At 63.0% G+C, this 24,848-nt stretch carries 26 protein-coding genes; 10 read left to right on the forward strand and 16 right to left on the reverse strand.

Annotated elements, in window-relative coordinates:
* Positions 1–164: 164 nt before the first annotated feature.
* From VFL62_RS22150 to hpaR, 6 genes are all read right to left on the reverse strand, one after another.
* Entirely contained in the window at positions 165–1,250 is a 1,086-nt protein-coding gene (locus VFL62_RS22150) for a malate/lactate/ureidoglycolate dehydrogenase (RefSeq protein ID WP_325174529.1), read from the reverse strand.
* Positions 1,251–1,295: 45 nt separating this feature from the next.
* Positions 1,296–2,024, reverse strand: a complete 729-nt coding sequence (locus VFL62_RS22155) for an ABC transporter ATP-binding protein (protein ID WP_325174530.1) — start codon at positions 2,022–2,024, stop codon at positions 1,296–1,298.
* Entirely contained in the window at positions 2,024–3,805 is a 1,782-nt protein-coding gene (locus tag VFL62_RS22160) for a branched-chain amino acid ABC transporter ATP-binding protein/permease (RefSeq protein WP_325174531.1), read from the reverse strand. The genes VFL62_RS22155 and VFL62_RS22160 overlap by 1 nt, the downstream gene beginning before the upstream one ends.
* Complete coding sequence (locus VFL62_RS22165) at positions 3,802–4,677, reverse strand: branched-chain amino acid ABC transporter permease (protein ID WP_325174564.1); 876 nt, start codon at positions 4,675–4,677, stop codon at positions 3,802–3,804. Before VFL62_RS22165 ends, VFL62_RS22160 begins: the two co-directional genes overlap by 4 nt.
* 73 nt (positions 4,678–4,750) lie before the next feature.
* A complete protein-coding gene (locus VFL62_RS22170; protein WP_325174532.1) occupies positions 4,751–5,896 on the reverse strand; it encodes an ABC transporter substrate-binding protein in 1,146 nt (381 codons plus the stop codon).
* A gap of 227 nt (positions 5,897–6,123) precedes the next feature.
* Positions 6,124–6,645, reverse strand: a complete 522-nt coding sequence (gene hpaR, locus VFL62_RS22175) for a homoprotocatechuate degradation operon regulator HpaR (RefSeq protein WP_325174533.1) — start codon at positions 6,643–6,645, stop codon at positions 6,124–6,126.
* Positions 6,646–6,830: 185 nt separating this feature from the next.
* Between hpaR and VFL62_RS22180 the strand changes: the two genes are divergently transcribed.
* The 10 genes from VFL62_RS22180 (at position 6,831) to VFL62_RS22225 (ending at position 16,188) form a co-directional block, all read left to right on the forward strand.
* Entirely contained in the window at positions 6,831–7,229 is a 399-nt protein-coding gene (locus tag VFL62_RS22180; RefSeq protein ID WP_325174534.1) for a 5-carboxymethyl-2-hydroxymuconate Delta-isomerase, read from the forward strand.
* 114 nt (positions 7,230–7,343) lie between these two features.
* Positions 7,344–8,327 carry a 3,4-dihydroxyphenylacetate 2,3-dioxygenase gene (hpaD, locus tag VFL62_RS22185; protein WP_325174535.1) on the forward strand — a complete coding sequence of 328 codons (984 nt, stop codon included), beginning with the start codon at positions 7,344–7,346 and terminating at the stop codon, positions 8,325–8,327.
* A 26-nt stretch (positions 8,328–8,353) separates the two neighbouring features.
* Positions 8,354–9,118, forward strand: a complete 765-nt coding sequence (locus VFL62_RS22190) for a substrate-binding domain-containing protein (RefSeq protein ID WP_325174536.1) — start codon at positions 8,354–8,356, stop codon at positions 9,116–9,118.
* Positions 9,119–9,144: 26 nt separating this feature from the next.
* A complete protein-coding gene (locus VFL62_RS22195) occupies positions 9,145–10,020 on the forward strand; it encodes a fumarylacetoacetate hydrolase family protein (protein WP_325174537.1) in 876 nt (291 codons plus the stop codon).
* A 13-nt stretch (positions 10,021–10,033) separates the two neighbouring features.
* Positions 10,034–11,659 carry a thiamine pyrophosphate-dependent enzyme gene (locus tag VFL62_RS22200; RefSeq protein WP_325174538.1) on the forward strand — a complete coding sequence of 542 codons (1,626 nt, stop codon included), beginning with the start codon at positions 10,034–10,036 and terminating at the stop codon, positions 11,657–11,659.
* 168 nt (positions 11,660–11,827) lie between these two features.
* On the forward strand, positions 11,828–12,583 hold the full coding sequence (gene phnC / locus VFL62_RS22205; RefSeq protein ID WP_325174539.1) for a phosphonate ABC transporter ATP-binding protein: 756 nt from the start codon (positions 11,828–11,830) through the stop codon (positions 12,581–12,583).
* Between the two features lie 30 nt (positions 12,584–12,613).
* Positions 12,614–13,492, forward strand: coding sequence for a phosphate/phosphite/phosphonate ABC transporter substrate-binding protein (gene phnD, locus VFL62_RS22210; protein WP_422652954.1), 879 nt, complete (start codon positions 12,614–12,616; stop codon positions 13,490–13,492).
* Complete coding sequence (gene phnE, locus VFL62_RS22215; RefSeq protein ID WP_325174541.1) at positions 13,489–14,298, forward strand: phosphonate ABC transporter, permease protein PhnE; 810 nt, start codon at positions 13,489–13,491, stop codon at positions 14,296–14,298. The genes phnD and phnE overlap by 4 nt, the downstream gene beginning before the upstream one ends.
* Positions 14,295–15,344, forward strand: coding sequence for a phosphonate dehydrogenase (locus tag VFL62_RS22220; protein ID WP_325174542.1), 1,050 nt, complete (start codon positions 14,295–14,297; stop codon positions 15,342–15,344). The genes phnE and VFL62_RS22220 overlap by 4 nt, the downstream gene beginning before the upstream one ends.
* Positions 15,322–16,188, forward strand: a complete 867-nt coding sequence (locus VFL62_RS22225; RefSeq protein WP_325174543.1) for a LysR family transcriptional regulator — start codon at positions 15,322–15,324, stop codon at positions 16,186–16,188. Before VFL62_RS22220 ends, VFL62_RS22225 begins: the two co-directional genes overlap by 23 nt.
* A 15-nt stretch (positions 16,189–16,203) precedes the next feature.
* On the opposite strand, the gene alkB is transcribed toward VFL62_RS22225, so the two are convergent.
* The 10 genes from alkB to VFL62_RS22275 form a co-directional block, all read right to left on the reverse strand.
* Entirely contained in the window at positions 16,204–16,857 is a 654-nt protein-coding gene (alkB, locus tag VFL62_RS22230; RefSeq protein ID WP_325174544.1) for a DNA oxidative demethylase AlkB, read from the reverse strand.
* Between the two features lie 21 nt (positions 16,858–16,878).
* Entirely contained in the window at positions 16,879–17,625 is a 747-nt protein-coding gene (locus VFL62_RS22235; RefSeq protein ID WP_325174545.1) for a 2OG-Fe(II) oxygenase, read from the reverse strand.
* A 47-nt stretch (positions 17,626–17,672) separates the two neighbouring features.
* Positions 17,673–18,362: a DUF2848 domain-containing protein gene (locus VFL62_RS22240; protein WP_325174546.1), complete on the reverse strand. Its 690-nt coding sequence runs from the start codon at positions 18,360–18,362 to the stop codon at positions 17,673–17,675.
* The gene (locus VFL62_RS22245; protein ID WP_325174547.1) at positions 18,355–19,704 is read right to left on the reverse strand and encodes an amidase; all 1,350 of its coding nucleotides are present in this window, start codon (positions 19,702–19,704) and stop codon (positions 18,355–18,357) included. Before VFL62_RS22245 ends, VFL62_RS22240 begins: the two co-directional genes overlap by 8 nt.
* 180 nt (positions 19,705–19,884) lie before the next feature.
* Positions 19,885–20,211: an AtuA-related protein gene (locus VFL62_RS22250; RefSeq protein WP_325174548.1), complete on the reverse strand. Its 327-nt coding sequence runs from the start codon at positions 20,209–20,211 to the stop codon at positions 19,885–19,887.
* Positions 20,208–21,554: an acyclic terpene utilization AtuA family protein gene (locus tag VFL62_RS22255; protein ID WP_325174549.1), complete on the reverse strand. Its 1,347-nt coding sequence runs from the start codon at positions 21,552–21,554 to the stop codon at positions 20,208–20,210. The genes VFL62_RS22250 and VFL62_RS22255 overlap by 4 nt, the downstream gene beginning before the upstream one ends.
* Positions 21,554–22,267, reverse strand: coding sequence for an ABC transporter ATP-binding protein (locus VFL62_RS22260; RefSeq protein WP_325174550.1), 714 nt, complete (start codon positions 22,265–22,267; stop codon positions 21,554–21,556). The genes VFL62_RS22255 and VFL62_RS22260 overlap by 1 nt, the downstream gene beginning before the upstream one ends.
* Positions 22,257–22,985, reverse strand: a complete 729-nt coding sequence (locus VFL62_RS22265; protein ID WP_325174551.1) for an ABC transporter ATP-binding protein — start codon at positions 22,983–22,985, stop codon at positions 22,257–22,259. Before VFL62_RS22265 ends, VFL62_RS22260 begins: the two co-directional genes overlap by 11 nt.
* Entirely contained in the window at positions 22,975–23,895 is a 921-nt protein-coding gene (locus VFL62_RS22270; protein WP_325174552.1) for a branched-chain amino acid ABC transporter permease, read from the reverse strand. The genes VFL62_RS22265 and VFL62_RS22270 overlap by 11 nt, the downstream gene beginning before the upstream one ends.
* Complete coding sequence (locus tag VFL62_RS22275) at positions 23,888–24,811, reverse strand: branched-chain amino acid ABC transporter permease (protein ID WP_325174553.1); 924 nt, start codon at positions 24,809–24,811, stop codon at positions 23,888–23,890. The genes VFL62_RS22270 and VFL62_RS22275 overlap by 8 nt, the downstream gene beginning before the upstream one ends.
* Positions 24,812–24,848 lie beyond the last annotated feature (37 nt).

Genomic DNA, 24,848 nt, shown 5'->3' on the forward strand with positions numbered 1-24,848 from the left:
CGAATTTGAAGTTCCTATCAGTATCGCGGCACGTTCATAATAGGAACTTCAAATTCAAAGTCGCACCAGAAACCGATATTTTGCCAGAGCTCCTTTGATTCCGGAGTTCGCATCAGAGGTTGCCGCAATCATTTGCGAACTCCGGAATCGGAGCTCTGGGTTGCCTACTGCGTTGCCCGCTGGATGCTTGCCTCGGATACCCCGACCTCACGGGCGGTGTTGACGATGGCAGCCCAGGTATCGTCCGGCAGGGGAATGCCGTTTTGGGTTCGCTCGGCCCGCATCTTGCGCTCGACGTCGCCGGGGATCAGGACCGGCTCGCCGGCCGCAACCGGCTTGGTGCCGCGGATAAAGTCCACATAGCGCGAGACCTCGCCGTCGAAGAAATGCGAAGGGTCGACCACCTTCGGATCGATGTAGAAGGCGAGCATGCCGTTGGCGAAACGCCGGTTGGGCGCGGTCGCGCCGGTGCCCGTCAGTGCGCCGCCAAGCAGCTCGCACATGAACGCAAGGCCTGATCCCTTGTGATCGCCGAAGGCGCGGATCGCGCCGGTCCCCTTGGTATGGTCGCGCGGACCGTCGGGCGTGTAGGGCCCATAGAGCACATGCGGATCTTCGCTTAAGCTTCCGTCGGCATCGATCAGCGCGCCCTTCGGCAGCTTCTTGCCGCCGCGGCTTGCGACCAGGCACTTGCCTTCCGCGACGATCGAGGTGGCGAAGTCCAAGATAATCGGGTCCTGCCCCTCGCGCGGCACGCCGACGCAATAAGGCGCGGTCGACAACCGCTTCTCGACGCCGCCGTAAGGCGCAACCAGCAGCGAACCGGCGGCATTGACGAAGTGCACGGAAACCAGCCCCTCGGCCGCAGCCGCCTCGGCCCAGTCGCCGACACGGCCGATATGCCCGGCATTGCGCAGCGCGACGGCGGCAAGCCCCGCCTTCTTGCATTTCTCGATGCCGATCTTCACCGCCACCGGTGCCACGGTCTGACCGTAGCCGAACTTGCCATCGACCACCGCGAGTGACGGCGTATCGACGACGACCTCCGCGGTCTGGTTCGGAACGATCGAGCCCATCTTCTTCCAGCGAATGTAGACGGGAACGCGGATCACGCCGTGGCTGTCATGGCCGGTGAGATTGGCCGTGGTCAGATAGGTCGCGATGCGCCGCGCCTCTTCTGTCGAGGATTCGGAATGGCTGAAGACATCGGCAACAAAGTCGATGAGATTTGAAAGCTTGATCGTGACCATTTTAGTCGCTGCTCTTGTTGGTTTGGCGCTTGAGTCGCAGGGCGCTTACGCGCTCGCTTTGGCGTGTCCGCCGAGATAGGCGGCGCGGATGGCTTCATTGCCCCAGAGATCGTCGGGCTTGCCGCCAAGCACGATCCGCCCCGTCTCCAGGACGTAGCCGTGATCGGCCACCGACAATCCCATGCGCGCGTTCTGCTCGACAAGCAAGACGGTGGTGGTGCGCCGGATTTCCGAGATGATCCGGAACACCGCCTGCACGATGACCGGCGCGAGACCGAGCGACGGCTCGTCGAGCAGCAGCAGCCGGGGCTTGGCCATCAGACCGCGCGCAACCGCCACCATCTGCAACTGGCCGCCCGACAGCGTCCAGCCGAGTGCGTTGGCGAAGCTTCTGATGTCCGGAAACAGGTCGAACATGGCATCCGCCTCGCGCGACAGTTCGGCTTTGCCGGCGCGGCGGTTCGAACCGCCCAGCATGATGTTTTCCTTGACTGTGAGGCCGGGAAAGACCCGCCGCCCTTCCGGCACGTGTGAGATGCCGAGCCGCACGATCGCCTCGGGCCCAAGGCCCGCGATCGGCTTGCCGTCGAACAGGATTTCGCCGGAGGCGGGCCTTGTCAGGCCGGAAATCGCCCGCAGCGTCGTCGATTTGCCGGCGCCATTGGCGCCGAGCAACGTCACGACCTGGCCTTGATCGACCGCGAGCGAGACGCCGCGCAAGGCTTCGATTTCGCCATAGCGCACCACCAGATCGTTGATTTGAAGCAGCGCCATTATTCGGTTCCAAGATAGGCGGAGACGACGTCGGGATGGCGCAGCACAGCCAAAGATTCGCCATCGGCGATGCGTTTGCCGAAATTCAAGACCGTGATGTGCTGCGCGGCTTCGCTGACCAGCGTCATGTCGTGGTCGATAATCAGGATGGTGAGGCCCTGGGCGGCGATGCGCTTGAGTAGCGCATGCAATTCGAGCTTCTCGCTGGAGTTCAATCCGGCCGCAGGCTCGTCGAGCAGCAGCAATGTCGGATTGGCGGCGAGCGCACGTGCGATTTCGATCAGGCGCTGGTGCCCATAGGAAAAGCTCGAAATCAATTCATTGGCGCGCGGGCCTAGTCCGACGAAGGTCAAGGCCGACATCGCCCGCGCGGTGAGCGCGGCATCGTCGCCCTTGCCGGCCAGCGTGTTGCCGGGCCGCTCGGCGCCGATCACGACATTTTCCAGCGCCGTCATCGAGCGAAACAGGCGGATGTTCTGGAAGGTGCGGCCAAGGCCCGCGGCGGCGCGCTGGTGCGGCGGCATATCGGTAATGTCGGTGCCGTCGAGCATCACCTTGCCGCTGGTCGCCTTGTAGATGCCGGAGAGCACGTTGAGCGTCGTGGTCTTGCCGGAACCGTTCGGCCCGATCAGCGCGTGAACGCCGCCGCGCCTGACGTCGATGTCGACATTGTCGACGGCCTTGAGGCCACCGAAGTGCTTGGAGAGGCCGCGTACGGAAAGCACGATATTGCCGCCGACCGTTGCCGGCGCCAGTTGCAGCGCAGGTCCGGCCGCAAGCGCCCTCGCCTTCAGCCACCACCGCTCGGTCGCGAGTTTGACAAAGCCCCAGATGCCATCGGGCATGTAGCGGATGATCAGGATCACCGACAGGCCGTAAATGGCTAAATAGAGCCCCGGCACGCTCTTGAGGAAGCGCAGCCATTCCGGGATCAGGATCAACAGGCCGGTGCCGATCGCCGATCCGATCGGCGACGCCACGCCGCCGAGCAGCGACATGGTCAGGAACACGACGGACTCGGCAAAAGAGAACTGATCCGGGCTGACATAGGCGAAGCCACCGGCGAACAGCCCGCCCGCCAGACCACCGAGCACGGCGCACAGCGCGAATGCGAGCACCTTGGTGCGGAACACGTCGATGCCGACCACGCCGGCCGCAAGTTCATTGTCGCGTACCGCCCGCATGGCGCGGCCAAGCCTGGTGTCGGCGAGATGCCAGACGATGTAACCGACCAGCGCCAGCATCGCGACACAGAACGCCAGATAAGACTGCGAGGATTGAAACAGGTCCGGCCGGCCGATGCGCGACACACCATCGGGTCCGTGCGTCAGCCAGATCGAGTTGATCATGACGAGCGTGACGATCTGCTGGAACGAAATCGTCACCATCGCAAGGTAATGGCCGCCGAGCCGCAGCGTCGACATGCCGAGAAAGGCGCCGGCGAGCAGCGCGATCACGCAGCCGCCCGCAAGGCAGAGCCAGTAGCTCAAATGATAGTCGGCGGTGCCCAGCCCGACCGCATAGGCGCCGAGCCCGAAGAACGCCGCCTGCGCCAGGTTGATCTGGCCGCACAGGCCGAGCACGACCGAGAGACCGAAGACCGCAATCGCGAACGTCGTCGCCTGCATCAGGATGTTATGAATGTAGCCGTCGAACTGAACCGTCGCGGCTAGCGCGACCAGAATGGCGCAGCCGGCAAAGTACGGCAGATGCCGCAGCCACAGCGGTCTTGCACGCACCGCGGCGGCCGCCATCGGCATGTTTTCGCTCGGTGCGCTCATGCCTTCTCCGCGACGCGTTCGCCGAAGATACCCTGCGGCCGGAATACCAGGAAGGCGACCAGCACCAGAAAGGCAAAGCCGTCTTTATAAGGTACCGAAACATAGGCCGCGCCGAAGGTTTCGATGATGCCCAGCGCAAGCCCGCCGATGATCGCGCCGGCGACATCGCCGAAGCCGCCGATGATGGTCGCCGCGAACGCTTTCAGCGCGATCGTCGAGCCCATCTGGATCGACACGAACAGCACCGGCGCCACCAGAATGCCGGCGAGCCCGCCGAGCACCGCCGAATAGATGAAGGTGATCATGATCATGGCCGAGACGGAAATGCCGAGCAGCGAGGCCATTTCCTTGTCCTGCGAGGTCGCCTGCAATTTCTTGCCCAGCATCGTGTGTTCGAAGAACCAGTAATTGAAGATCACGAGCGCGATAGTCACCGCGATGATGAGAAGATACTGACTGTCGAGATAGACCGGGCCGAGCTGAATGCCTGGTGTATCGAACCAGCCTTCCAGCACCTGCGGCTGCGGCCCGTAGATCGCCAGCACCGAGTTGGCGAGCAGGATCGATGCGCCGATGGTTGCGATGATGACAGGCAGAAAGGTGCGATGGCGCAGCGGATAATAGACGCCGAGATTGAAGATCACCCCGAGTAGCGCCATGCCGGCAAGCGCGAGCAGGAACGACAGCCAGTAAGGCCAGCCGAGATCGACTGCGAACACCACCATCAGGTAGGCCGCGACCATCGAGAACTCGCCTTGCGCGAAATTCACCACATTGGTGGCGCGAAAGATCAACACGAAGCCGAGCGCGACCAGCGCATAGACCGCGCCGATGCCGATGCCGGTAAAGAGCAGTTGCAGAATGAGGTCCATGAAGGTGCGGGCCACTCTGGAGGCAAACGAAGAAGCGGCCTCCCCGTTTTGCCGGGGAAGCCGCGTCAAGCGATCAATCGTTGAATTCGATGTGCTTGTCGAAAACGATCGTGCCTTTCTCGTTCCGCACGACGTTATAGCCGTGCAGGCCGTCACCGTTCTGGTCGAAGTTGTATTCGCCCTCGGCGCCTGGGAATTTCTTCAGCCCGAGAATGGCCTCGCGGATCTTGCCGGGATCGGTCGAGCCCGCCTTGTTGATCGCGGCCGAAAGCACGGTCACGGCGTCGTAAGTCCAGGAGCTCTGCAGGTCCGGCGCGGTCTTGTAGGCCTCGCGATAGGCTTTGCCGAACGCCTTTGACGCCTCGCTGGACTCTTCGGCGTAGTCGGCGACGCCATAGGTGCCGTAAAGCGCGGGTCCCGCGAGCTTGGTTGCGGAGACCGCAACGGTCGACGGCGAGCCGACCCAGGGGATGTTGACGCCAAGCTGTTTGAGCTGCCGCGCAAAAATGCCGATGTCGTTTTCGAAGGTGAAGTAGGATCCGAGCACGTCGGCGCCTGACTGCTTCACCGCGAGCACGACCGGCGTGAAGTCCTGGCTCTGGTTCGCATAGCCCTGATCCAGCACCGGCGGCGTTCCCATTTTCTCCAGCGCCGCCGACAACGCCTTGCCGCCCGCCGTTCCGAACGCGTCGGTCGAATGCACGATCGCCCACTTCTTCTTGCCGAGCGTGTTGGCGCCGAAATCGGCGATCACGCGCGCCGAGTAGGTGTCATTTGGCCGAAAGCGGAACAGCCATTGATTGCCCATATGCGTGAGAGTGGGATCGGTGCCGCCGATCATCACGGGCTTGCCGAGCTTGAGCACATCCGGCGCCATCGCATGGACCTGGGTCGAGCGGACCGAACCGAGAAAGCCCACGATGTCGGATTGTGCCGCCAGTTTGGAGAAGGCGAGCACGACGCCCGGGTTGGTGGTCTGATCGTCCTCGATGACGAGTTCGACCTGCTTGCCAAGAACGCCGCCGGCCTTGTTGACCGCCGCAAGCGCGAGCTTGGCGCCGTTTTGCGCCCAAAGCCCCTGCTCGGCGGCCGGCCCGGTCACGGGCGCGCACATGCCGATCTTGATCGTCGAAGCCTGCGCGTTCGCGCGTGTGATGATAGAGGGCGCCGCAATCGTCGCCGTAATGCCCGCCGCGAATTCGCGTCTCGTCAGTTTCATACAATCCCTCCCTGGAACCGTGCTTTTTGCCGGCTCTCGTTGGTTATCGCGCCGCACGCGAGAAAGTGCGGCGCACCGTCTGGTACTTACGAAGTCTTGAAGCGCGAGTAAATTGATATTGCAGCGATTTAGACCGCCGGCTCAAGCCTGCGGGACGCAATGGCATCTCCTTGTCCTGCAATGGGCCATCATCGGTGCCTATTTGCGCGGCACGATGTAAATGTTGCCTATCGCGCGTCTTCTGAAGGCGCCACCTCGGTAACGTGGAGTGTCGCCAGACTGCTCTCGAGCGAGGCCAGCATATTCTGCAGTTCGGCCAGTTTCTGAGCGCCGTAGCGCTCGGCAATGGCCGCGTAAATGAATTCCGACGTGGGCGCGACGAGTTCGATCAAGCGCAATCCCTTTTGGGAAATCGACACGACGCCTCGCCGCAAATCGGCCTTGGCGGCGCGGCGCTCGATCAACTGGCGCGCCTCGAGATCGCGCAAGATCCGCGACAGGCTGGGACCAAGAAGGCAAGCGCTGCGGGCCAGTTCCGTCACCTCGATGGCATCGACGGCCGACAATGCCCGCAAGATCCGCCATTGCTGCTCGGTCAGTCCATGACGGCGCAACGAGGGGCGAAACTGCCGCATCACGGCTTCCCGCGCGCGCAGCAGCGACATCGGCAGCGATTTGGAAAAATCGCGCATCGGAATCCGGCGCTCGGGCGGCGCGTCGCGGTCGGCGGATTTTTTCGGCGTTGCCATTCGAATATTCGTTTGCGTTGCACAAATTTTCGGTCGATTGCTGACAAGAACTTAACATGTTAATCAAATCCCGGCACGCGGATTTTGCGAACAGCGCCCGCGACCTTGGCGACCCAACCGGTGCCGATCGGGACTGCCTGGTGTCCGCGGGCAGCCGTGATCAGTGCCAAAGTGAGGTGATTCCGATGCCGCATTTCACGATCGAGTACTCCGCCAATCTCGATACCCGCATCGACATGGCAAAGGTGGTCGAGGTCGTCCGCAAGGCCGCGGTCGAGACCGGCATCTTTCCACTTGGCGGCATCCGCGTGCGTGCGGTGCGGTGCGAGCATTACGCGATCGGCGACGGCAATCCGGAATTTGCCTTCCTCGACATGCTGCTCCGGCTCGGCGAGGGTCGTGATCTCAAGACCCGAAAAGCGGCGGGCGAGCACGTCTTCCGTGCGCTTTCCGCCTATCTCGATCCGGTTTTCGCCGATGGCCTCTTTGCTTTGTCATTTGACATGCAGATCAATGACAAGGAAACCAGTTGGAAGCGCAACAACATTCATGAAGCCTTGAAGACGGCGACCGCCCATGGATAAAGGACCACCAGCAAATGTAGGTTTGTAGTGGAGTTTAGCATTTGACGCTTGGTTGTCGGGCTGGGCAGCCAGCGAGTGTCAAATCCACCCCACGAGCCGGCAAGAGATTTCCTGATGCCCGTTCCGCAACACATCTTCGATCCGCCCTTCAACATCATCCGAAGCAGCCACGTGGTGCTCGATGTGGTGGATTTGAAGGCGAGCAGCGAATTCTACGAGAACGCCGTCGGCCTGCACGTCGAGGAGCGCGGCAACACGACCATCTACTTGCGCGCCTGCGAGGAGCAGCAACATCACTCGCTGGTGCTGCGCAAGTCGCCGCACCCCGCCTGCCGACGGCTCGGCTTCAAGGTCGGTAATGAAGAGGACCTCGACAAGGCGGCGGCGTTCTTCTCGGACAATGGCATTGCACATGCCTTCGCCGATCAGCCGTTTCAGGGACGGACGTTGCAGTTTTCCGATCCGTTCGGCTTTCAGATCGAGCTCTATGCGACGATGGACAAGCGCCCGCACCTGCTGCGCCGCTACGATCTTTATAAGGGTTGCCATCCGCAGCGGCTCGACCATTTCAACGTCTTCGCCGCCGAAGTTCAAGACACGGTCGACTTCTATGCCCGGCTCGGCTTCCGCCTGACCGAATATGCCGAAGAGGATGGCGAGAATGGGCGGATCGCGGCCGCCTGGCTGCATCGCAAAGGCAACGTTCACGACTTCGCCATCACCAACGGCAAGGGCCCTCGCCTGCACCACTTCGCCTATTGGGTGCCGACCGCGATGAACATTCTGCACCTGTGCGACGTGATGGCTACCAGCGGATATCTGAAGAACATCGAGCGCGGCCCCGGGCGGCACGGCATTTCGAATGCATTCTTCCTCTATGTCCGCGATCCCGACGGCCATCGCCTTGAACTCTACACCAGCGATTATTTCACCGGCGACCACGACCATGCCCCTCAGCGCTGGTCGCTGAACGATCCGCGCCGCCAGACGCTGTGGGGCGCGCCTGCCCCGCGCTCCTGGTTCGAGCAGGGATCGCCCTTTCCGGATCAGGCTGTGCGCGAACCACAGTTTGTCGCCGATGTCACAGTTGCCGATTGAAGCACGGATCGAACTACGGAGAACTCATGAAGATGTCCTTGATCGTCGCAGCCGCGTCCATGCTGGGCCTTGCGCCCGGCGTGTCAGCGATCGGCGGCGCGCATGCCGCCGAGTTGAAGGTGCTGGCGGGAGGATCGCTGCGAAGCGTGCTGACCGAACTCGCGCCGCAATTCGAACGCGCCTCCGGCCACAAGCTGGTCATCGACTTCGACACCACGCCCAACCTGATCAAGGCGGCGACATCGGGCGAGCCGTTCGATCTCGGCGTGGTCCCGATCGATGTTTTCTATGACGCCGCCGCCAAGGCTCACTTCACCCCGCCGATCCAGTTTGCGCGGGTCGGATACGGTGTCGCGGTGAAGGCAGGTGCGCCGCGGCCGGATATCAGCACGCCGGAGGCGTTCAAGAAGACGCTGTTGGAGGCCAAATCCATCACGTTCCTGCCGGCGAGCGCGGCCGGCTCCTACATTCTGAAAATGTTCGAACGGCTCGGCATTGCCGAAGCGATGAAGGCCAAGACCATCGTGCAACATCAGCCGACCGGAATCGTGCCGGCCGTGGTCTCCGGTCAGGCCGAGCTTGCGGTGTTCGTGAACAATGTGCTGACCGCGCCTGGCGTCGACATCGTCGGTCCGTTCCCGCCGGGACTGCAGCAGGAGCTGGTTTTCCCGGCCGCGCTTGCCGTCGACACCAAGCACAAGGACGCTGCCAAGGCCTTTATCGATTTTCTGATGTCGCCCGAGGCCACGGCCGTCGTCAAATCCAAGGGCATGACTCCGGGCCAAGGCTGAGCGACGTCGAAATCGCTGGAGGATCCATGGCGCCATCCCGTATCGCCACATTCGCCGCCAACAACGGCACCACCGGCTACGGCGCCGTGACGGAGCGCGGGATCGTCGATCTCTCCGCGCGCTGGGGCACGGAGTTTCCGACCTTGCGCGAGGTGATCGCGGCGGGCGCCTTGCGAAGACTTGCGGAAGAGGCAGCACGCTACCCGACCGACTACGCGCTCGACGCGGTCACTTGGCTACCGCCCATTCCCGCGCCGGACAAAATCATCTGCATCGGCGTCAACTATCCCGACCGCAACGCCGAATATAAAGACGGCTCCGACGCGCCCAAATATCCGAGCATGTTCTTCCGCACGGCACGTTCTTTCGTCGGGCACAAGGCTCCGCTGGTCCGGCCGAAGGCATCGCCACAGCTCGACTATGAAGGCGAACTGGCGTTGGTGATCGGCAAAGCCGGCCGGCACATTGCGGAACGCGACGCGCTCGATCATATCGCAGCCGTCACGCTCTGTAATGAGGGCACCATCCGCGACTGGGTGCGTCACGCCAAGTTCAATGTCACTCAGGGCAAGAATTTCGATTCCACCGGCAGCCTCGGCCCGTGGCTTGTCCCCTACGTCGATGAATCCCAGATCGCCGACATCAGGCTGACCACGCGGGTCAATGGCGAGAGCCGACAGGACGACCGCACCTCGCGGCTAATCTTCGGCTTCCGCTATCTGATCAATTATATCTCGACATTCACGACGCTGGTGCCAGGCGACGTCATCGTTACGGGCACCCCGACCGGCGCGGGCGCGCGGTTCGACCCGCCGCGCTTTCTGAAGCCCGGCGACGTGATCGAGGTGGAGGCCGAAAATATCGGCGTGCTCGAGAACGGCGTGGTCGACGAAGCATCATGATACGGGACCACACATGCCCCTAAACTCCGGCGGCGAAGCCATTGTCAGCAGTCTGGTCGCGCACGGCGTCGACACCGTATTCGGTCTGCCGGGCGCGCAGATCTACGGCCTGTTCGACGCCTTCCATCAGGCGCAACTGAAGGTGATTGGCGCGCGGCACGAGCAGGCCTGCGGCTACATGGCGTTCGGCTACGCGCGATCGACCGGCAGGCCCGGTGTTTTCAGCGTGGTGCCCGGGCCGGGGGTGCTGAACGCCGGCGCGGCGCTGCTGACGGCGTTCGGCGGCAACGAGCCGGTGCTCTGCCTGACCGGGCAGGTGCCGACGGCTTTTCTTGGCAAGGGCCGCGGCCACCTGCACGAAATGCCGGACCAGCTCACGACCTTGCGCACCTTCGTCAAATGGGCCGATCGGATCGAATATCCGGCGAGCGCCCCTGCCCTCGTCGCCCGCGCGTTTCAGGAGATGCTGTCGGGGCGACGCGGCCCTGCGTCCCTGGAAATGCCCTGGGACGTGTTCACGGAGAGGTGCGAGGTCGGCTCACCCCAGATTTACGATCGCTTTCCGGCGCCGCAGCCCGATCCCGATCGCATCAAATCGGCGGCAGGCCTGATCGCGGCCAGCAAGGCGCCGATGATCTTTGTCGGCTCCGGCGCGATCGACGCCGGCGATGAAATCCTTGAACTCGCCGAGCTGATCGATGCGCCGGTGGTCGCCTTCCGCAGCGGCCGCGGCATCGTCTCCAACGCCCACGAACTCGGGCTGACCATGGCTGCGGCCTACCGGCTGTGGCCAACGACCGACCTGATGATCGGCATCGGCACGCGGCTGGAATTGCCGGCGATGACGCGCTGGCCGTTCCGCCCCGATGGGCTGAAGTCGATCCGCATCGATATCGATCCGGTCGAGATGCGACGTTACGCGCCGGATGCTGCCGTTATCGCCGATGCCAAAGCGGGAACGTCGGAGCTGGCGGCTGCGGTCAATAAGATCGGCTACACCAGAAGCAGCGCGCGGCGCACGGCGATCCGCGAGGCCTCGGCGGCAGCGTTGAAAGAGATCCAGACCATCCAGCCGCAGATGGCATACTTGAACATCTTGCGCGAAGTGCTGCCGCCGAACGCGATCGTCACCGACGAACTATCGCAGGTCGGTTTCGCGTCCTGGTACGGCTTTCCGGTCTATGAGCCACGGACGTTCATCAGTTCGGGCTACCAGGGCACGCTCGGCTCAGGCTTTCCCACTGCGCTCGGCGCCAAGATCGCGCATCCCACCCGGCCGGTGGTGGCCATCACCGGCGACGGCGGCTTCATGTTCGGCGTCCAGGAACTGTCGACCGCCGTGCAATTCAAGATCGGCGTCGTCGTACTCGTCTTCAACAACAATTCCTACGGCAATGTGCGCCGCGATCAGCGCGAGCGCTTCGATGGGCGGGTGGTGGCGTCGGACCTGGTCAATCCGGATTTCGTCAAGCTTGCGGAGTCCTTCGGCGTCGGCGCCGCGCGCGTCACCTCGCCCGATCACTTCCGCACCTCGCTGGAGAAGGCGCTGGCCGACGGCGGTCCCTATCTGATCGACATCGAAGTGCCGCGCGATTCCGAAGTCAGCCCCTGGGCTTTCATTCACCCGCCGAAGCCTTAAGCCCGGGTTCCACACCCCTCAACTTGTACCAATGGACGACCGGATCTGATGACGTTGTCATCTGGCCGTCGTCCGCGGTTGGTATTCGGGTTTATCGAACAGAGCGGAACTTTGTTCGGAAAATTGGATCAGCCGGTCCCAAAGGCGATCCGCCGCGAGACCTCACCGATGCTGCGATTGCACGACATTGCAGTAACCTTTCCAAACGGCGTGCGGGCTGTACTGCCCGTCAACCTGTCGGTGCCGAAAGGCCAGTTTCTGGTGCTGCTTGGCCCTTCCGGTGCCGGCAAATCGACGCTGCTTCGTTGCCTCAACGGGCTGGTGAAGCCGACGCAAGGCGACGTCACGGTCGAAGGCCTCGGCTCGATCTTTGGGGATGCGCGCACTTTGCGCGAACATCGCACCCACACGGGCATGATCTTCCAGCAGCATCATCTGATCGGCCGCCTCACCGCTCTGCAAAACGTCATGATCGGCCGGCTCAGCGCCCACAGCACCTTGCGATCCTTCTTTCCGCTGCCCAGGGCAGACCGGCTGCTCGCCCTGCAATCGCTCGAACGGGTAGGCCTGATCGACCGTGCGCTTGATCGGGCAGACCAGCTTTCAGGCGGTCAGCAGCAGCGCGTCGGGATCGCGAGAGCGATGGCGCAGCAGCCGCAGATCGTCCTCGCCGACGAACCCGTCGCCAGCCTCGATCCCGCAACCGCCGAACACGTGCTCGCCGATCTCCACCGCATCTGCCGGGAAGACGGCATCACGGCGATCGTCAGCCTCCACCAGATCGATCTTGCCCGCCAGTTCGCCGATCGGGTGATCGGCCTCGCCAACGGCCGCATCGTCTTCGAGGGCACGCCCTCACAACTGAGCCAGAGCATCCTCGATCAAATCTATCTCGCCGCTCCTTCCCGGAAGGCGGCAGCCTGAACGACAACGCCAGCGCATCGGATTGGATGAATCATGGAACGCAGAACTTTCTTATTTGCCGCCACGGTCGGCGCCCTGTCTCTTCGCTTCGGCGCCGCTTCGGCCCAACCGGCGCCCAACCCGGCCAGACTGCGCGTCGCGCTTCTCCCTGACGAGAACGCATCCACGATCATTCAGAATGCGGCGCCGTTGAAAGCCTATCTGGAGCACACCCTCGCCAAGGACATCGAGCTCGTCGTCACCACCGACTATTCCTCGATGATCGAGGCGATGCGCTTCGGGCGCATCGAGGTCGCGTATTTCGGCCCGCTCTCCTACGTGCTGGCCAAATCGAAGGCTCCCGAGATCGAACCATTTGCCGTCGGCGTCTCGAAGGGATCGCCGACCTACAAGAGCGTCATTATCGCGCGGACCGATGGCGGCGTGAAATCGCTCGCCGACATCAAGGGAAAACTGGTTGGATTTGGCGACTTCGCCTCCACCTCCAGCCACCTGATTCCGCGGGCGTTGCTCGCGCGTAACGGGCTGATCGGCGACACCGACTACAAATATGTTCTGCTCGGCGCCCATGATGCGGTCGCACGCGCGGTCCAGTCGGGCCAGGTTCAGGCCGGCGGGCTGAGCCAGGAGATTTTCAAATCGCTGGTCGCCAAAGGCTCGATCGACGGCGACAAACTGATCGTGCTGGCGGAAAGCGATCCCATTCCGAACTATCCGATCACCATGCAGGGATACCTTGCTCCCGAGCTCAAGTCCGCCATCAAGAAGGCGTTCCTCGAACTTAACGACAAGGACATTCTGAAAACGTTCCGCGCGGAAGCCTTCGTGGCGACGAACGACCACGCCTACGACATCCTGCGCGAAACCGCCAAGCTGCTCGAACTCGATCTGGCAAAGTTCAAGGGATGAGCGCCTCCGCCTCCTCGCTCTACGACGCCATCCTGGCGCGCGACGGCACGATCCGGCTCAAACGCGGCGCCGCTGTTCTCGTCGTCGTAGCAATGATTGTCGTCGCGATGGCGCTGACCGGCCTGCTCGATCCCCGGCGTTTTTCGGACGCCTGGCCGGCCATCAGGCAATTATCCAGCGAAATGTTTCCGCCGGATTTCAGGCGATATCAGCATTGGCTCAGGCCGCTCGCCGATACGCTGGCGATGTCGGTCGCGGGCACTGCGCTTGCCGTCTCGCTTTCGACGGTGCTGGCGCTGTTTGCGGCGCGCAACACCACGCCCAACATCGCCGTCTACCACGCCACACGCGCGCTCCTGAACCTGCTGCGGTCGATCCCGGAACTCATCATGGGCATTATCTTTGTCGCCATGGTCGGCTTCGGGGCGCTGCCGGGCGTGCTCGCGGTCGGCATTCACTCGGTGGGAATGATCGGAAAATTCTTCGCCGAAAGCATCGAGCATGTCGATCCGAAGCCGGTCGAGGCCGCGCGCGCCGCCGGCGCTTCGCCCCTGCAGGTGGTTTTTCATGCGGTGCTGCCCCAGGTGCTGCCGCAACTCGCGGATACGGCGATCTATCGCTGGGAATATAATTTTCGCGCCTCGACCGTGCTCGGCGCGGTCGGCGCCGGTGGCATCGGCTTCGAACTGATCGCGGCGCTGCGCGTGCTGGAATACGCGCAGGTGTCGGCTCTTCTCATCTGCATCCTGATCTGCGTGACTGTTGTCGACGGCATCGGCGGTGCGCTGCGAAACTATCTGAAATGAACGAGCAAGCCTTGACCGGAAAACCGAAGATCGTCGCGACCAATCCTGTTTTTCCCGAAACACGCGCGTTGCTCGAACAACATGCAACGCTCGAGGTCAATCCCGCGCTCGAACCCTGGAGCCATGAGGAAATTCGAAGCCGATGCCGCGATGCGGCCGGACTGCTTGCCTTCATGACCGACAGCATCGACGCGGAATTCCTGCTCGCCTGCCCCAACCTTCGCGTCATCGGAGCCGCGCTCAAGGGCTTCGATAATATCGACGTTCAGGCGGCGACCGATGCCGGGGTCTGGCTCACCATCGTGCCGGATCTGTTGACCGTGCCGACCGCGGAGCTCACGATCGGTTTGATGCTTTCGCTCGGAAGAAACATCGTGGCCGGCGATCGCAGCATCAAGCAGAACGGCTTTCACGGCTGGCGCGCCGAGCTCTATGGCGCGGGGCTGGCCGGCGCCACCGTCGGCGTCATCGGCTTTGGGCTTGTTGGACGCGCGATCGCCCAGCGCCTTGCCGGATTTGAATGTCGGTTGCTGGCCTATGACCAATCGATATCGCGAGAATTGGAAGAGACGCTTCCGCCTCAAGTCACCTTGGCGAGCTTCCAGGATCTGATCACGCGTTCCGACTACATCGTGCTGGCATTGCCGCTCACGGCCGAGACCAGGCACATCATCAACTCAAAAACCATCGAAGAAATGAAAGCCGGCGTCAGGATCGTCAATCCGGCGCGTGGATCACTGGTCGATGAGGCCGCCATCGCGGACGCGATCGACCGCGGTCACGTGTCGGGCTACGCCGCGGACGTATTCGAATGCGAGGACTGGGCATTGAAGGACCGCCCGACCGGCATCGACCCGCGGCTCACCAATGCATCGGCTCCGACCGTATTCACACCGCATATCGGATCGGGCGTGACGGAGATCAGACGCCAGATCGAGCTCTCGGCCGCGCGCAGCATCCTGGATGCGCTTGCCGGCCGCGTTCCGTTTGGCGCCGTCAATCATCCGGTCAACCAATTCCGTCATGCTCAATCTGGTGCACGCTAACACCTTTCTTGCGGTTCTCCGCGAGCGCGGCTTTCGGGCTGCGGCGCGCGACCTCAAGCTGTCGCCCTCGACTGTTGTCGAGCACATCAAGCAGCTCGAGCAGGACCTCGCCGCGCCTTTGCTCGTACGCCGCAACGGCGTCGTCGAACCGACCTCCCACGGCGCGGCGTTTGCGCCGCTGGCCCGGGCGATGCTCGACACCGCCGAGCGCAGCCGAAGCATCATTGCTCAGGCCAGCTTACGCATCGCCGCGTCCAGCAACATCGGCACCTATCTGCTGCAATCAATTCTGGCGGCCTTCCAGGCCTCCGATCCGCTTTCGATTGATCTGTGGATCGGCGCCAATCCCGACGTCGCGGAACGTCTGACGAATGGCCGCGCCGATGTGGCGCTGATGGAATGGTGGGGCGATCGGCCGGGCTTTTCGCCCTATAGCTGGCGGAAGGAGCCGCTGGTCGTCATCGTGGCTCCCGATCACCCATGGGCTACCCGCACCTCGGTCGGGGTTACGGAACTCACGGGCCAGATCTTGTTGGGGGGCGAATCCGGTACGGGGACCAACACCGTTCTGAGACAACAACTCGGCGCCCTCGCTTATCGTCTCACTGCGGTCGGCGGCCTGGGCAATACCGAGGCCGTCAAGCGCGCTGTCCGCGCCGGCCGGGGGATTTCGCTGGTGATCGGCGCGGCCGTTGCCGATGAAGTCAGGTCCGGATCGCTGGTGGCTTTGCCGCTCGATGGCGTCGAGCTCACGAAGGAGCTGAAAATCATCTCACCGGCGGGACTGCCCGACGCCGCGCCGGCGTCGCGGTTTGTCAGCCACGTTCTCGGCAGCGCCCGATAATGGCAGCCAGATCAATCAGCGGATTTTGCGGAACGTCAGGTTGAGACGCTGCGGCCCCATGACGGGATGATTGCCTTCGGCGAGCGGAGCCACGCCGTGATAATACAGCCGCGACGGCCCGCCCCACACCGCGACGTCGCCGTGCTCCAGCCGAAACCGGCCCGGCTTGTCTGTGCGTTTCAATCCTCCAAACATGAAGATGGCGGGCAGTCCCAACGACACCGAAACGATCGGCGCGGTGAAGTCCAGTTCGTCCTTGTCCTGATGCAGCGACATCCTCGCACCGGGCACGTAGCGGTTGATAAGGCAAACGTCAGGCGCGAAATTCGAAAACCCGCCGCTTTCGGCGGCGCGACCCGCGAGCTCACGAAGCAGCGACGGCATCGCGGGCCAGGGTTTGCCGGTTTCGGGATCGTCAGGACGATAGCGATAACCGCTGCGATCGGTGACCCAGCCGGCAGTGCCGCAGTTGGTCATCGCGACCGACATCTGATGGCCGCCCGGCGTGTGCATCCGGCGAAACGGCGCGGCCGCCACGATCTCGCGCAGCGCTGCGATCAGCGCCGCTTCGGTCCTGCCGACGAAGTCGCGCAAGAGCACCGCGCCTTCGGCCATCTGCTCGCGCGAGGCACGCACCGCAGGAAAGCAAGCAAACAAATCCGCCGTCAACGCAACAAATCTCCGTTTGGTTTACTTGGCGTCATGGAAGATCACGCCGACCGTGTGACGCCGGCCCGAACGAAGCCGGCTCACGCCGTGGCGCATATTGACACGATAGACGCCGCGCGTCCCCTGCACCGGGCGGACATGCACCGCGAACGCGACGCCGTCGCCCTGGGCAAGCGGCACCACTTCGGCACGTGACTGCATCCGCGGCCGCTGTTCGGTCAGCACGAACTCACCGCCTTCGAAATCGCGGCGCGGCTCCGACAGCAGGATCGCGACCTGCAGCGGAAAGACGTGTTCGCCATAGAGGTCCTGATGCAGGCAGTTGTAGTCGCCCTCGTCATATTGCAACAGCAGCGGCGTCGGTCGGAGCTGGCCCGCTTTGTGGCAGCGATCCAGAAATGCCTGATGGCTTTCGGGATAGCGGATATCGATTCCCATCGCCTCGTTCCAGCGATTGGCGATCGGTTGAAGACCCGCATAAAGCCGCGGGCGCAGTTCCGCGATTACCTGCGGCAGCGGATAGGCGAAATATTTGTATTCGCCGCGGCCGAAACCGAGGCGGCCCATGACAATGCGGCTGCGGAACAGCTTGTCATCCGGATAGAGCGCGGCCAGCGCGCGGCATTGGTCCGGCGTGAGCAGGCCCTTCAGGATCGTGCAACCCTGTGCGTCCAGGTCGGTTGCGGCCTGCGTCCAGTCGATATCAGCCACGCCGGCGGCAACGTCGGATTCAACCTGGGTCGTGATCTTTTGTGCTGATGTTTTCATGCGAGCACCATCGCAAACCAGCGACGCCGCAGCCACCCGATTTCCGGCTAACCCAACACCGGCAGCTCGATCACATCATAAGCGTGGCGGATGGTGCGCTTCAGCACGGGATCCTCGAGCTCGCATTCGAACCGGCTGGAGGGCCGGATGCCGCCTTTGGCCGCAAAGGTGCCGCCGAACATCGCACAGCCGTCCGGCAGCTTTCCGCCGGCAAAGCCGCGTGACAGCAGGTCGGAGACCGGCAGCATCGCGTCCAACGTGCCCTCCTGATAGAGTTCCCGCTTGCCGCCGATCCAGGCGTGCGCGCGCAGGATCAGGCGATCCCAATGGGCGATAACTTCCTCGAGTTCCCACAACGTCGAGGCGATCGGCTTGTCGCACATCTGTTTCGAGACGGTGACGCTGTAGCCTTCCACCTTGCGGTCGGTGTGGTCGGAGCCGAGGCCGACGAAGGTGCGCCCCTGCCAGCCGATCAATATGAACTCGACCTCGCCGCTGGAATGTCCGCCGCAGACCTCGATGCTGTCTTCCTGGGTCAAGCGCCGCGCCGAGCAACGGTAATAGATCGGCGTGGTCGCCGGCCTTGCAATACCGATCGCTTCGAGCTCCGCGATATGCTTGTCACGCGCCACGGGATCGCGTCCCGTCCAACCGGCGATCACCGCCTGGTCGACTGCAAGCGTCAGCGGCGTGGTGCCGCCGGTTTTAGTCTCGACGGTGAAGGTCAGGTCAAACATGGAGTGCGGCCTCCACGCCGGCGGCGAGCTCGAAGATGCGGCGATCCGAACCGCCGGTCGCGCTCAGCATGAATCCGACCGGCGCCTCGCCGTGACGATGGCAAGGCAGCGAAATGGAGCAGCCGTCCATCATGTTGATCAGGGTGCAGTTGCGCAGCGACAGCAGGTTGGCCTTGGTGAACGCATGATCATCGGCGAGATCCGATATCCGCGGCGGCACGATCACACTGGTCGGCATCACCACGGCATCGTACGGCGCAAAGCGGGCGTTCGCGCGCGCGATCATCGATTTGCGCGCCTGAAGAATGTCGATGTAGTCCGCCGCCGTAATGGCCTCGCCGCGCACGATGCGCGATGAAACGCGGGGGTCATAGACGCCGCCATGGCTTTCGAGCAGATAGCGGTGCCAGGCGTAGCTTTCCGCTGCGGCAAACCCGCCCTTCTTGTTGATGACGGCGACATCGAGAAATTCCGGCATCTCAATCCGCTCGATCGATGCGCCCAGCCGCGACAGCTTTTCGAGCGTCCGCTCGAAAGCTTTCGCCACCTGATCGTCAACATCATCGAGTGCGACCGTCGTCGGCACCGCGAAGCGCATTCCTTTGACCGGGCGTGGTTGCAGCGGCCGCACCGGCTCATCGGCGAGAACCGCATCAAGCACCGCGCAACACTCGACGGTGCGCCCGAGCGGCCCGAAACTGTCGAGCGTGAACGAGAGCGGTATGCCACCCTCGCGCGGAATGCGCTGCTGCGTCGGCTTGTAGCCGACGATTCCGTTATAGGCCGCCGGAATCCGGCACGAACCACCGGTATCGGAACCAAGCGCGCCATGGGCCATGCCATCGGCAACCGACACCGCCGCTCCCGATGACGAGCCGCCGGGCACATGCCCGGCCTCGCGCTGCCAGACGCTCTTCGGCGTGCCGTAATGCGGATTGATGCCGATGCCCGAATAGGCGAATTCGGTCATGTTGGTGCGGCCGATCAGGATGAAGCCGGCGCGACGCAGCCGCGACACGACAGGCGCATCAGCCTCCGCCGGCGGTGAATCATCGAGCGCCCGCGAACCGGCGCGCGTGACCTGGCCCTTGATGTCGAACAGGTCCTTGATCGAGATCGGAATGCCGGCAAAGCGCGACGGCGCGGCGCGAACTTCGCGAAGCCGGTCCATCGCCTTCGCCGCCTCGATCGCGGCCTCGACCTCGACATGCACGAAGGCGCGACCGCCCTCGCCCGACTTGTCGGCAATCCTATCGAGGCATTCGTCGACGAGCTTGCGCGCGTTGGTGCGGCCGCTTTCAAGATCGGCCGCAAGTGACATCAGTGTCGGGGTCTTTTGCATGTTCTAGTGCCCACTTTCCGAAGTTCGTGTTAAGTCTCAGCACCCACCTTTCACGAACTTCGGAAAGGCATGGGCAGTAGCAACATTTGCGATTCTAGTGCCGCTTTCTGTTTGAAGTTCCTGAATCGAATTCGTCGCTTGCTCTGCAGGAACTTCAAACAGGCGGCGCTAGTGCTCTCGTCAGTCGTCTGAATTTATCGGGTAAGCGTCGATCTCCAGATCGAGCAAGGCAGAGCTCAGCGACTTGCCATGCGCATCGAGCGCCAGCGACCGCGTTACCCCGCCTCCCAGCGCCTTGTCCATCACGAAGTTGAGCGCAAATATTTTGGGCAGCTCGTAGCGAACGACCTCGCCTTCGACGACGCCGGCAAGATGCGCCTTGACGCGGGCAGCAGTCACCTCGGCGAGCAGCAGCGGATAGTGCTTCGGGTCGTACGCGATCACGGAAATATTGGAGATATTGCCCTTGTCGCCGGTGCGGGAATGAGCGATCTCGCGCAGCTTCATCGCAATTCCTCGCCGACGAACTGCACCTGCGGCTTTGCCAGTTCGCGCGGCAACAGCACGGACGCGACCGCAACGACGTCGCGTGCAGACCTGAAGGCCCCGCCGCCGCCGGCCGGACCGTTGGTGTAGAGCGTCTCGACCTCGTTGCCGATCCGGATCGCCTCGCCAAGATTATCGGTGCGCCCGGTGACGCGAACGCGCACCTCGTAGGGCTCGTTGGCATGGGCCGAGACATGAGCCCCATGCAGGGAATCGACCCCGATCAGATCGAACCGCAATTCGCTCGTGGCGACACCCGTGAGCTTCAGCCGCTCGCGGACGATGTCGAGCGCCAGCCGGCCGCGCGCCAGCGCGCCGGGGCCGGCATAAGACATCTGCCCTTCGCCGATGAAACTGTCGACATAACCGACGGAGACCTTCAGCGTCGGCGGACGTTCACGCCCCCCGGCACCGCTGATCCGCACGCGATCCTTGCCGATCTCCGCGATCTCGACTTGCGAGAAATCCGCAATCACATCCGGCTGCAGGTAGCTGGTCGGATCGTGCACTTCATAGAGCAACTGCTCCTTGCAGGTTTGCGCGGTGACCGCACCGCCGGAACCTTCGACCTTGGTAATGACGAGGCTGCCGTCCTCGCTTACCTCGCCGATCGGAAAACCCAGGCGCGCGAGATTTTCGACGTCCTTGAACGCGGGATCGGCAAAGTAGCCGCCGGTGACTTGCCCTGCACATTCCAGCATGTGACCGGCAACGATGCCCTTGCCGAGCAGGTTCCAATTGTCCAGCGGCCAGCCGAAGGCATGGATCAGCGGCGCGAGGAACAACGCCGGGTCGGAGGCGCGGCCTGTGATGACGATATCGGCGCCGCCGCTCAGGGCTTGCGCCATCGGCGCGGCGCCCAGATAGGCGTTGGCCGAGACCAGGCGGTTGCCAAGCTGGCGGATCGAACCGTCGAATTCCATGATCGGAAGGTCGCGTTCCTTGCAGGCGTCGAGGACATCATCGCCCATGACCGCCGCGACTTTCAGGGACAACCCCATGGATTTGGCGATCGCCAAGGTTTTGCGGGCGGCCGCGAGCGGGTTGGCCGCCCCCATGTTGGTGACGATTTTGATGCCTCGAGACGCGCACAGCGGCAACACGGCGCGCATCCGCTCCTCGAGCAGCGGATCGAAACCGCTTTCCGGATTCTTCAGCCGCGCCTGCTGGGCCAGCGCCACGGTACGCTCGCCCAGGCATTCGAACACCAGGTATTGAATGTCGCCCTTTTCAGCGAGTTCTACCGCGGGCTCGATGCGATCGCCCGAGTAACCCGCGCCTGACCCGATCCGGATGGTTCGCATCACTTCAGTCCGAAATACGCCCGCCGCAACGCCTCGTTGTCGGTCATTTCGGCCACCGTTCCGGAAAACCGGATACGGCCGCCTTCGAGCACGAAGACGCGGGTCGCAACCTCAAGGAAGCCGATATTCTGCTCGGCGATCAGCAAAGCCAATCCCCTCTTGCGCAGGTCACTCAGGATGCGAATGACTTCCTTGACGAATAATGGCGACAATCCGGCGGAGGGCTCGTCCATTACCAAAAGGCGAGGTTCGGCCGCCAAGGCTTTGGCGATCCCCAGCATTTTCCGCTGTCCTCCGGAAAGGCTCGACGCCGGGTTCCGCCGCTTGTCGCGCAGGACCGGGAAGGTCTCGTAGAGATCGTCGATCTTGGGATTGGGATGCCCGAGCGCCTGGGCGCCAATGCGGATATTTTCCTCGATCGAGAGGTCTGGGAAAACCGCGAGCTCGGACATGTAGGTCATCCCGAGCCGCATCCGCTCGCTGGAGCGCATCCGTGTCACGTCCGCTCCGCCCAACCGGATGCTGCCCTGCCGCGCCTCGATCAGTCCGACCAGCGACTTGAGGAAAGTCGTCTTGCCGGCGCCGTTGGTTCCAAGCAGCAGCACTGTTTCGCCGGCGCGAACGTCGAGATCGACGCCCCACAGCACCTGCATGGTGCCGTAGCCGGCATCGACGCCCTCGGCTTTCAGGAGAGGCGCGGTCTCAGGCGGCATGCTCGCCTCCCAAAAACACCTCGATCACCTGCGGAACCTTGACCGCGACGGCCAGCTTGCCCTCGAAGATCTCCTTGCCGGCGTTCAGGACGATGACGCGATCGGTGATGTGCTCGATGAAGCCCATGAGGTGTTCGACCACGATGATCGCCATACCGCTTTTGGCCAGGCCCTTGATGCGCTCGGCGATCCAATCGAGTTCCGCCGGGTTGAGGCCCGCCGCGAGTTCGTCGAGCAGAAGCAGCCGCGGACGCGTCGCCAGCGCGCGCACCAGATCCAGCATCTTCTGCTGCGAGCTGTTGAGATCGGCCGCCGGACGGTCGGCGACCTCGGCAAGACGGTACTCGTGCAGCAGTTCGGCAAGGTCGGGCGCTTCCGCCGCCCCGCCATAGGCCAGCGCGACCTCGGCATTCTGCCGCACCGTCAGCGACAGGAACGGCTTTGGAATCTGGAAGGTGCGGTTGATGCCGCGATGGACGAGCTTGTGCGAGGCGACGCCGCCGATCGAGGCCCTTTCGAACACGATTTCGCCGCCGTCAGGGGCATAGAGGCCCGAGATGACGTTGATCGCCGTGGTCTTGCCGGAGCCATTGGGACCTACAAGTCCCAGGATTTCACCCGAGGCGACATGAAAGCTCAGACCATCCAGCGCGTAGAAACCGCCGAAGCGCTTGACGAGCTTGGAGACGTTGAGAAGCGGCGCGTGCTCAGGGGACATGCCACCCCCTGCGCGTTGCGAGCGACACCAGCCCGGCGGGCAAGAACAGCACGAGGCCCATGATCAAAAGACCATAGATGAGCTGAAAGTATTGCGGCGTGGTAAAGCCGATCAGGTTGTAGATGCCATAGAGGATGATGACCCCGACGATCGGTCCCGAAATCGAAGCGACCCCGCCAAACAGCGCGAACACGATGGCGAAGATGCTGAACTCGCCGCTGAAGACGTTGTCGGGATAGAACACCGAGACGTACCAGGCATAGACGCCGCCGGCGAGGCCGGCGACCAGCGCCGAGGTCAGCCAGGCGATAACGCGCATGCGCACGACGTTGACGCCCGCCATTGCGGCGCTGACGGAATCCTCGCGCACCGCCTGCAAGGCCAGACCAAAGCGTGAATTCTTCAGAAACACCACCGCAGCCAGTGTCAGCGCCAGCACGACAATCGCCGCCGCATAGGCGTAGGTCGGATTGAAGGTGCCGGTGAGCGAGACGCCGTAAGGCCCGCGGGTGATCGGTTCAAGCGCCGGATTGGCGATGAAATGCAGCACCGCCAACGACGCCGCCAGGTTGGCGATCGCGAAGTAGGCGCCCGAAAGCCGCAGCAAGGGCGTGAGCAACAGCCCCAGCGCGACGCCGACGAGGCCAGCGACGAGCACCGCGACGACCGCCGGGGCCTGGAAGTGCATCACTACAACCGCAAAGCCATAGGCGCCGGCGCCGAAGAAGCCGACATAACCGAACGGCAGATAGCCGGTGAAGCCGTAAATGATGTTCACGCCCTGGGCGAGGATCAGGAAGATCACGAAATTGAACAGCAGAAGATGGTTTTGATAGACGCCCGGCAACACTGCGAAGATCACGACCAAGGGCAAGGCGACGAACAGCGTATGCTTGAGTGAGTTAGGCAACGCGCACCCGCCTTCCGAGCAGACCGCTCGGGCGCAGCAGCAAGATGCAGATCAAGAGCACATAGGGCAACAGATCGGCCCAGGAACTGAGATAAGTCTGCACCACCATGTAGCAGATGCCGTAGACGACGCCGCCAAGTGCGGTGCCCAGGGGGTTGCCGAGCGAGCCCAGCACCACGATCGTGAAGGAGGTGACGGTGGCGTCCGCGCCAAAGGCCGGCGTCACCGAGCCGAACATGAAGGGGGCAAAGATCCCCGCGACCGCGGCCAGGCCCAATCCTATGCCGAACGCCGCGGCCGAGACCCGATCGACATCGATCCCGGTCGAGAATGCCTCATCGCGCCGCGACATCACCGCACGCGTCAGCGTGCCGAGGCGCGTCTGGTAAAGATAGACATAGACGAGGCCGATCGCGATCAGGCTGGTAATGGCCGCAATCACCCAGGGCGCCGGAAAGCCCTGCCCCAGAATCTGTATCGGGCCGCTGCCTTCCTTGCCGCCGAACCATTTGACCTTGATCGTGGAAAACACCGTGCCGAGCATGCGGCTTGGTATCGAACGTTCGCTGGTACCGAGGAAGATCGTCGTCACCGCCTCGATCACCTGCGACAGTCCAAAGAACAGAATGATCGACAGCATTTCGGGATTGGCCGAACCCTGCAGCCGCGGCACCAGCACCCAATAGAGCAGTAGCCCCGCAATCAGGAACACCACGAAAGCCAGCGGCACCGCGAACAGCGGATCGATTCCCGCCAGACTCACGAGACCGACCGCAATGAACGCACCCAGCATCAGGCAGTCGCCATGCGCGAGATTGACGATGCGCATGACGCCGAACACGAGATTGAGACCAATCCCGACCAGGCTGAAATACAAACCAAAGAGAACGCCGGCGACCAGCGCATAAGTCAGCATCGTCGCTTCACCCCCGAGAAGCTACCGCAAACAGCGC

Source organism: Bradyrhizobium sp., assembly GCF_035701725.1.
Lineage (GTDB): Bacteria > Pseudomonadota > Alphaproteobacteria > Rhizobiales > Xanthobacteraceae > Bradyrhizobium.

Bases quoted from the DNA above. Each gene is read 5' to 3' on its own strand.
- VFL62_RS22150 (WP_325174529.1), bottom strand. From the start codon at position 1,250: ATGGTCACGATCAAGCTTTCAAATCTCATCGACTTTGTTGCCGATGTC.
- VFL62_RS22155 (WP_325174530.1), bottom strand. From the start codon at position 2,024: ATGGCGCTGCTTCAAATCAACGATCTGGTGGTGCGCTATGGCGAAATC.
- VFL62_RS22160 (WP_325174531.1), bottom strand. From the start codon at position 3,805: ATGAGCGCACCGAGCGAAAACATGCCGATGGCGGCCGCCGCGGTGCGT.
- VFL62_RS22165 (WP_325174564.1), bottom strand. From the start codon at position 4,677: ATGGACCTCATTCTGCAACTGCTCTTTACCGGCATCGGCATCGGCGCG.
- VFL62_RS22170 (WP_325174532.1), bottom strand. From the start codon at position 5,896: ATGAAACTGACGAGACGCGAATTCGCGGCGGGCATTACGGCGACGATT.
- hpaR (WP_325174533.1), bottom strand. From the start codon at position 6,645: ATGGCAACGCCGAAAAAATCCGCCGACCGCGACGCGCCGCCCGAGCGC.
- VFL62_RS22180 (WP_325174534.1), top strand. From the start codon at position 6,831: ATGCCGCATTTCACGATCGAGTACTCCGCCAATCTCGATACCCGCATC.
- hpaD (WP_325174535.1), top strand. From the start codon at position 7,344: ATGCCCGTTCCGCAACACATCTTCGATCCGCCCTTCAACATCATCCGA.
- VFL62_RS22190 (WP_325174536.1), top strand. From the start codon at position 8,354: ATGAAGATGTCCTTGATCGTCGCAGCCGCGTCCATGCTGGGCCTTGCG.
- VFL62_RS22195 (WP_325174537.1), top strand. From the start codon at position 9,145: ATGGCGCCATCCCGTATCGCCACATTCGCCGCCAACAACGGCACCACC.
- VFL62_RS22200 (WP_325174538.1), top strand. From the start codon at position 10,034: ATGCCCCTAAACTCCGGCGGCGAAGCCATTGTCAGCAGTCTGGTCGCG.
- phnC (WP_325174539.1), top strand. From the start codon at position 11,828: ATGCTGCGATTGCACGACATTGCAGTAACCTTTCCAAACGGCGTGCGG.
- phnE (WP_325174541.1), top strand. From the start codon at position 13,489: ATGAGCGCCTCCGCCTCCTCGCTCTACGACGCCATCCTGGCGCGCGAC.
- VFL62_RS22220 (WP_325174542.1), top strand. From the start codon at position 14,295: ATGAACGAGCAAGCCTTGACCGGAAAACCGAAGATCGTCGCGACCAAT.
- VFL62_RS22225 (WP_325174543.1), top strand. From the start codon at position 15,322: ATGCTCAATCTGGTGCACGCTAACACCTTTCTTGCGGTTCTCCGCGAG.
- VFL62_RS22235 (WP_325174545.1), bottom strand. From the start codon at position 17,625: ATGAAAACATCAGCACAAAAGATCACGACCCAGGTTGAATCCGACGTT.
- VFL62_RS22240 (WP_325174546.1), bottom strand. From the start codon at position 18,362: ATGTTTGACCTGACCTTCACCGTCGAGACTAAAACCGGCGGCACCACG.
- VFL62_RS22245 (WP_325174547.1), bottom strand. From the start codon at position 19,704: ATGCAAAAGACCCCGACACTGATGTCACTTGCGGCCGATCTTGAAAGC.
- VFL62_RS22250 (WP_325174548.1), bottom strand. From the start codon at position 20,211: ATGAAGCTGCGCGAGATCGCTCATTCCCGCACCGGCGACAAGGGCAAT.
- VFL62_RS22255 (WP_325174549.1), bottom strand. From the start codon at position 21,554: ATGCGAACCATCCGGATCGGGTCAGGCGCGGGTTACTCGGGCGATCGC.
- VFL62_RS22260 (WP_325174550.1), bottom strand. From the start codon at position 22,267: ATGCCGCCTGAGACCGCGCCTCTCCTGAAAGCCGAGGGCGTCGATGCC.
- VFL62_RS22265 (WP_325174551.1), bottom strand. From the start codon at position 22,985: ATGTCCCCTGAGCACGCGCCGCTTCTCAACGTCTCCAAGCTCGTCAAG.
- VFL62_RS22275 (WP_325174553.1), bottom strand. From the start codon at position 24,811: ATGCTGACTTATGCGCTGGTCGCCGGCGTTCTCTTTGGTTTGTATTTC.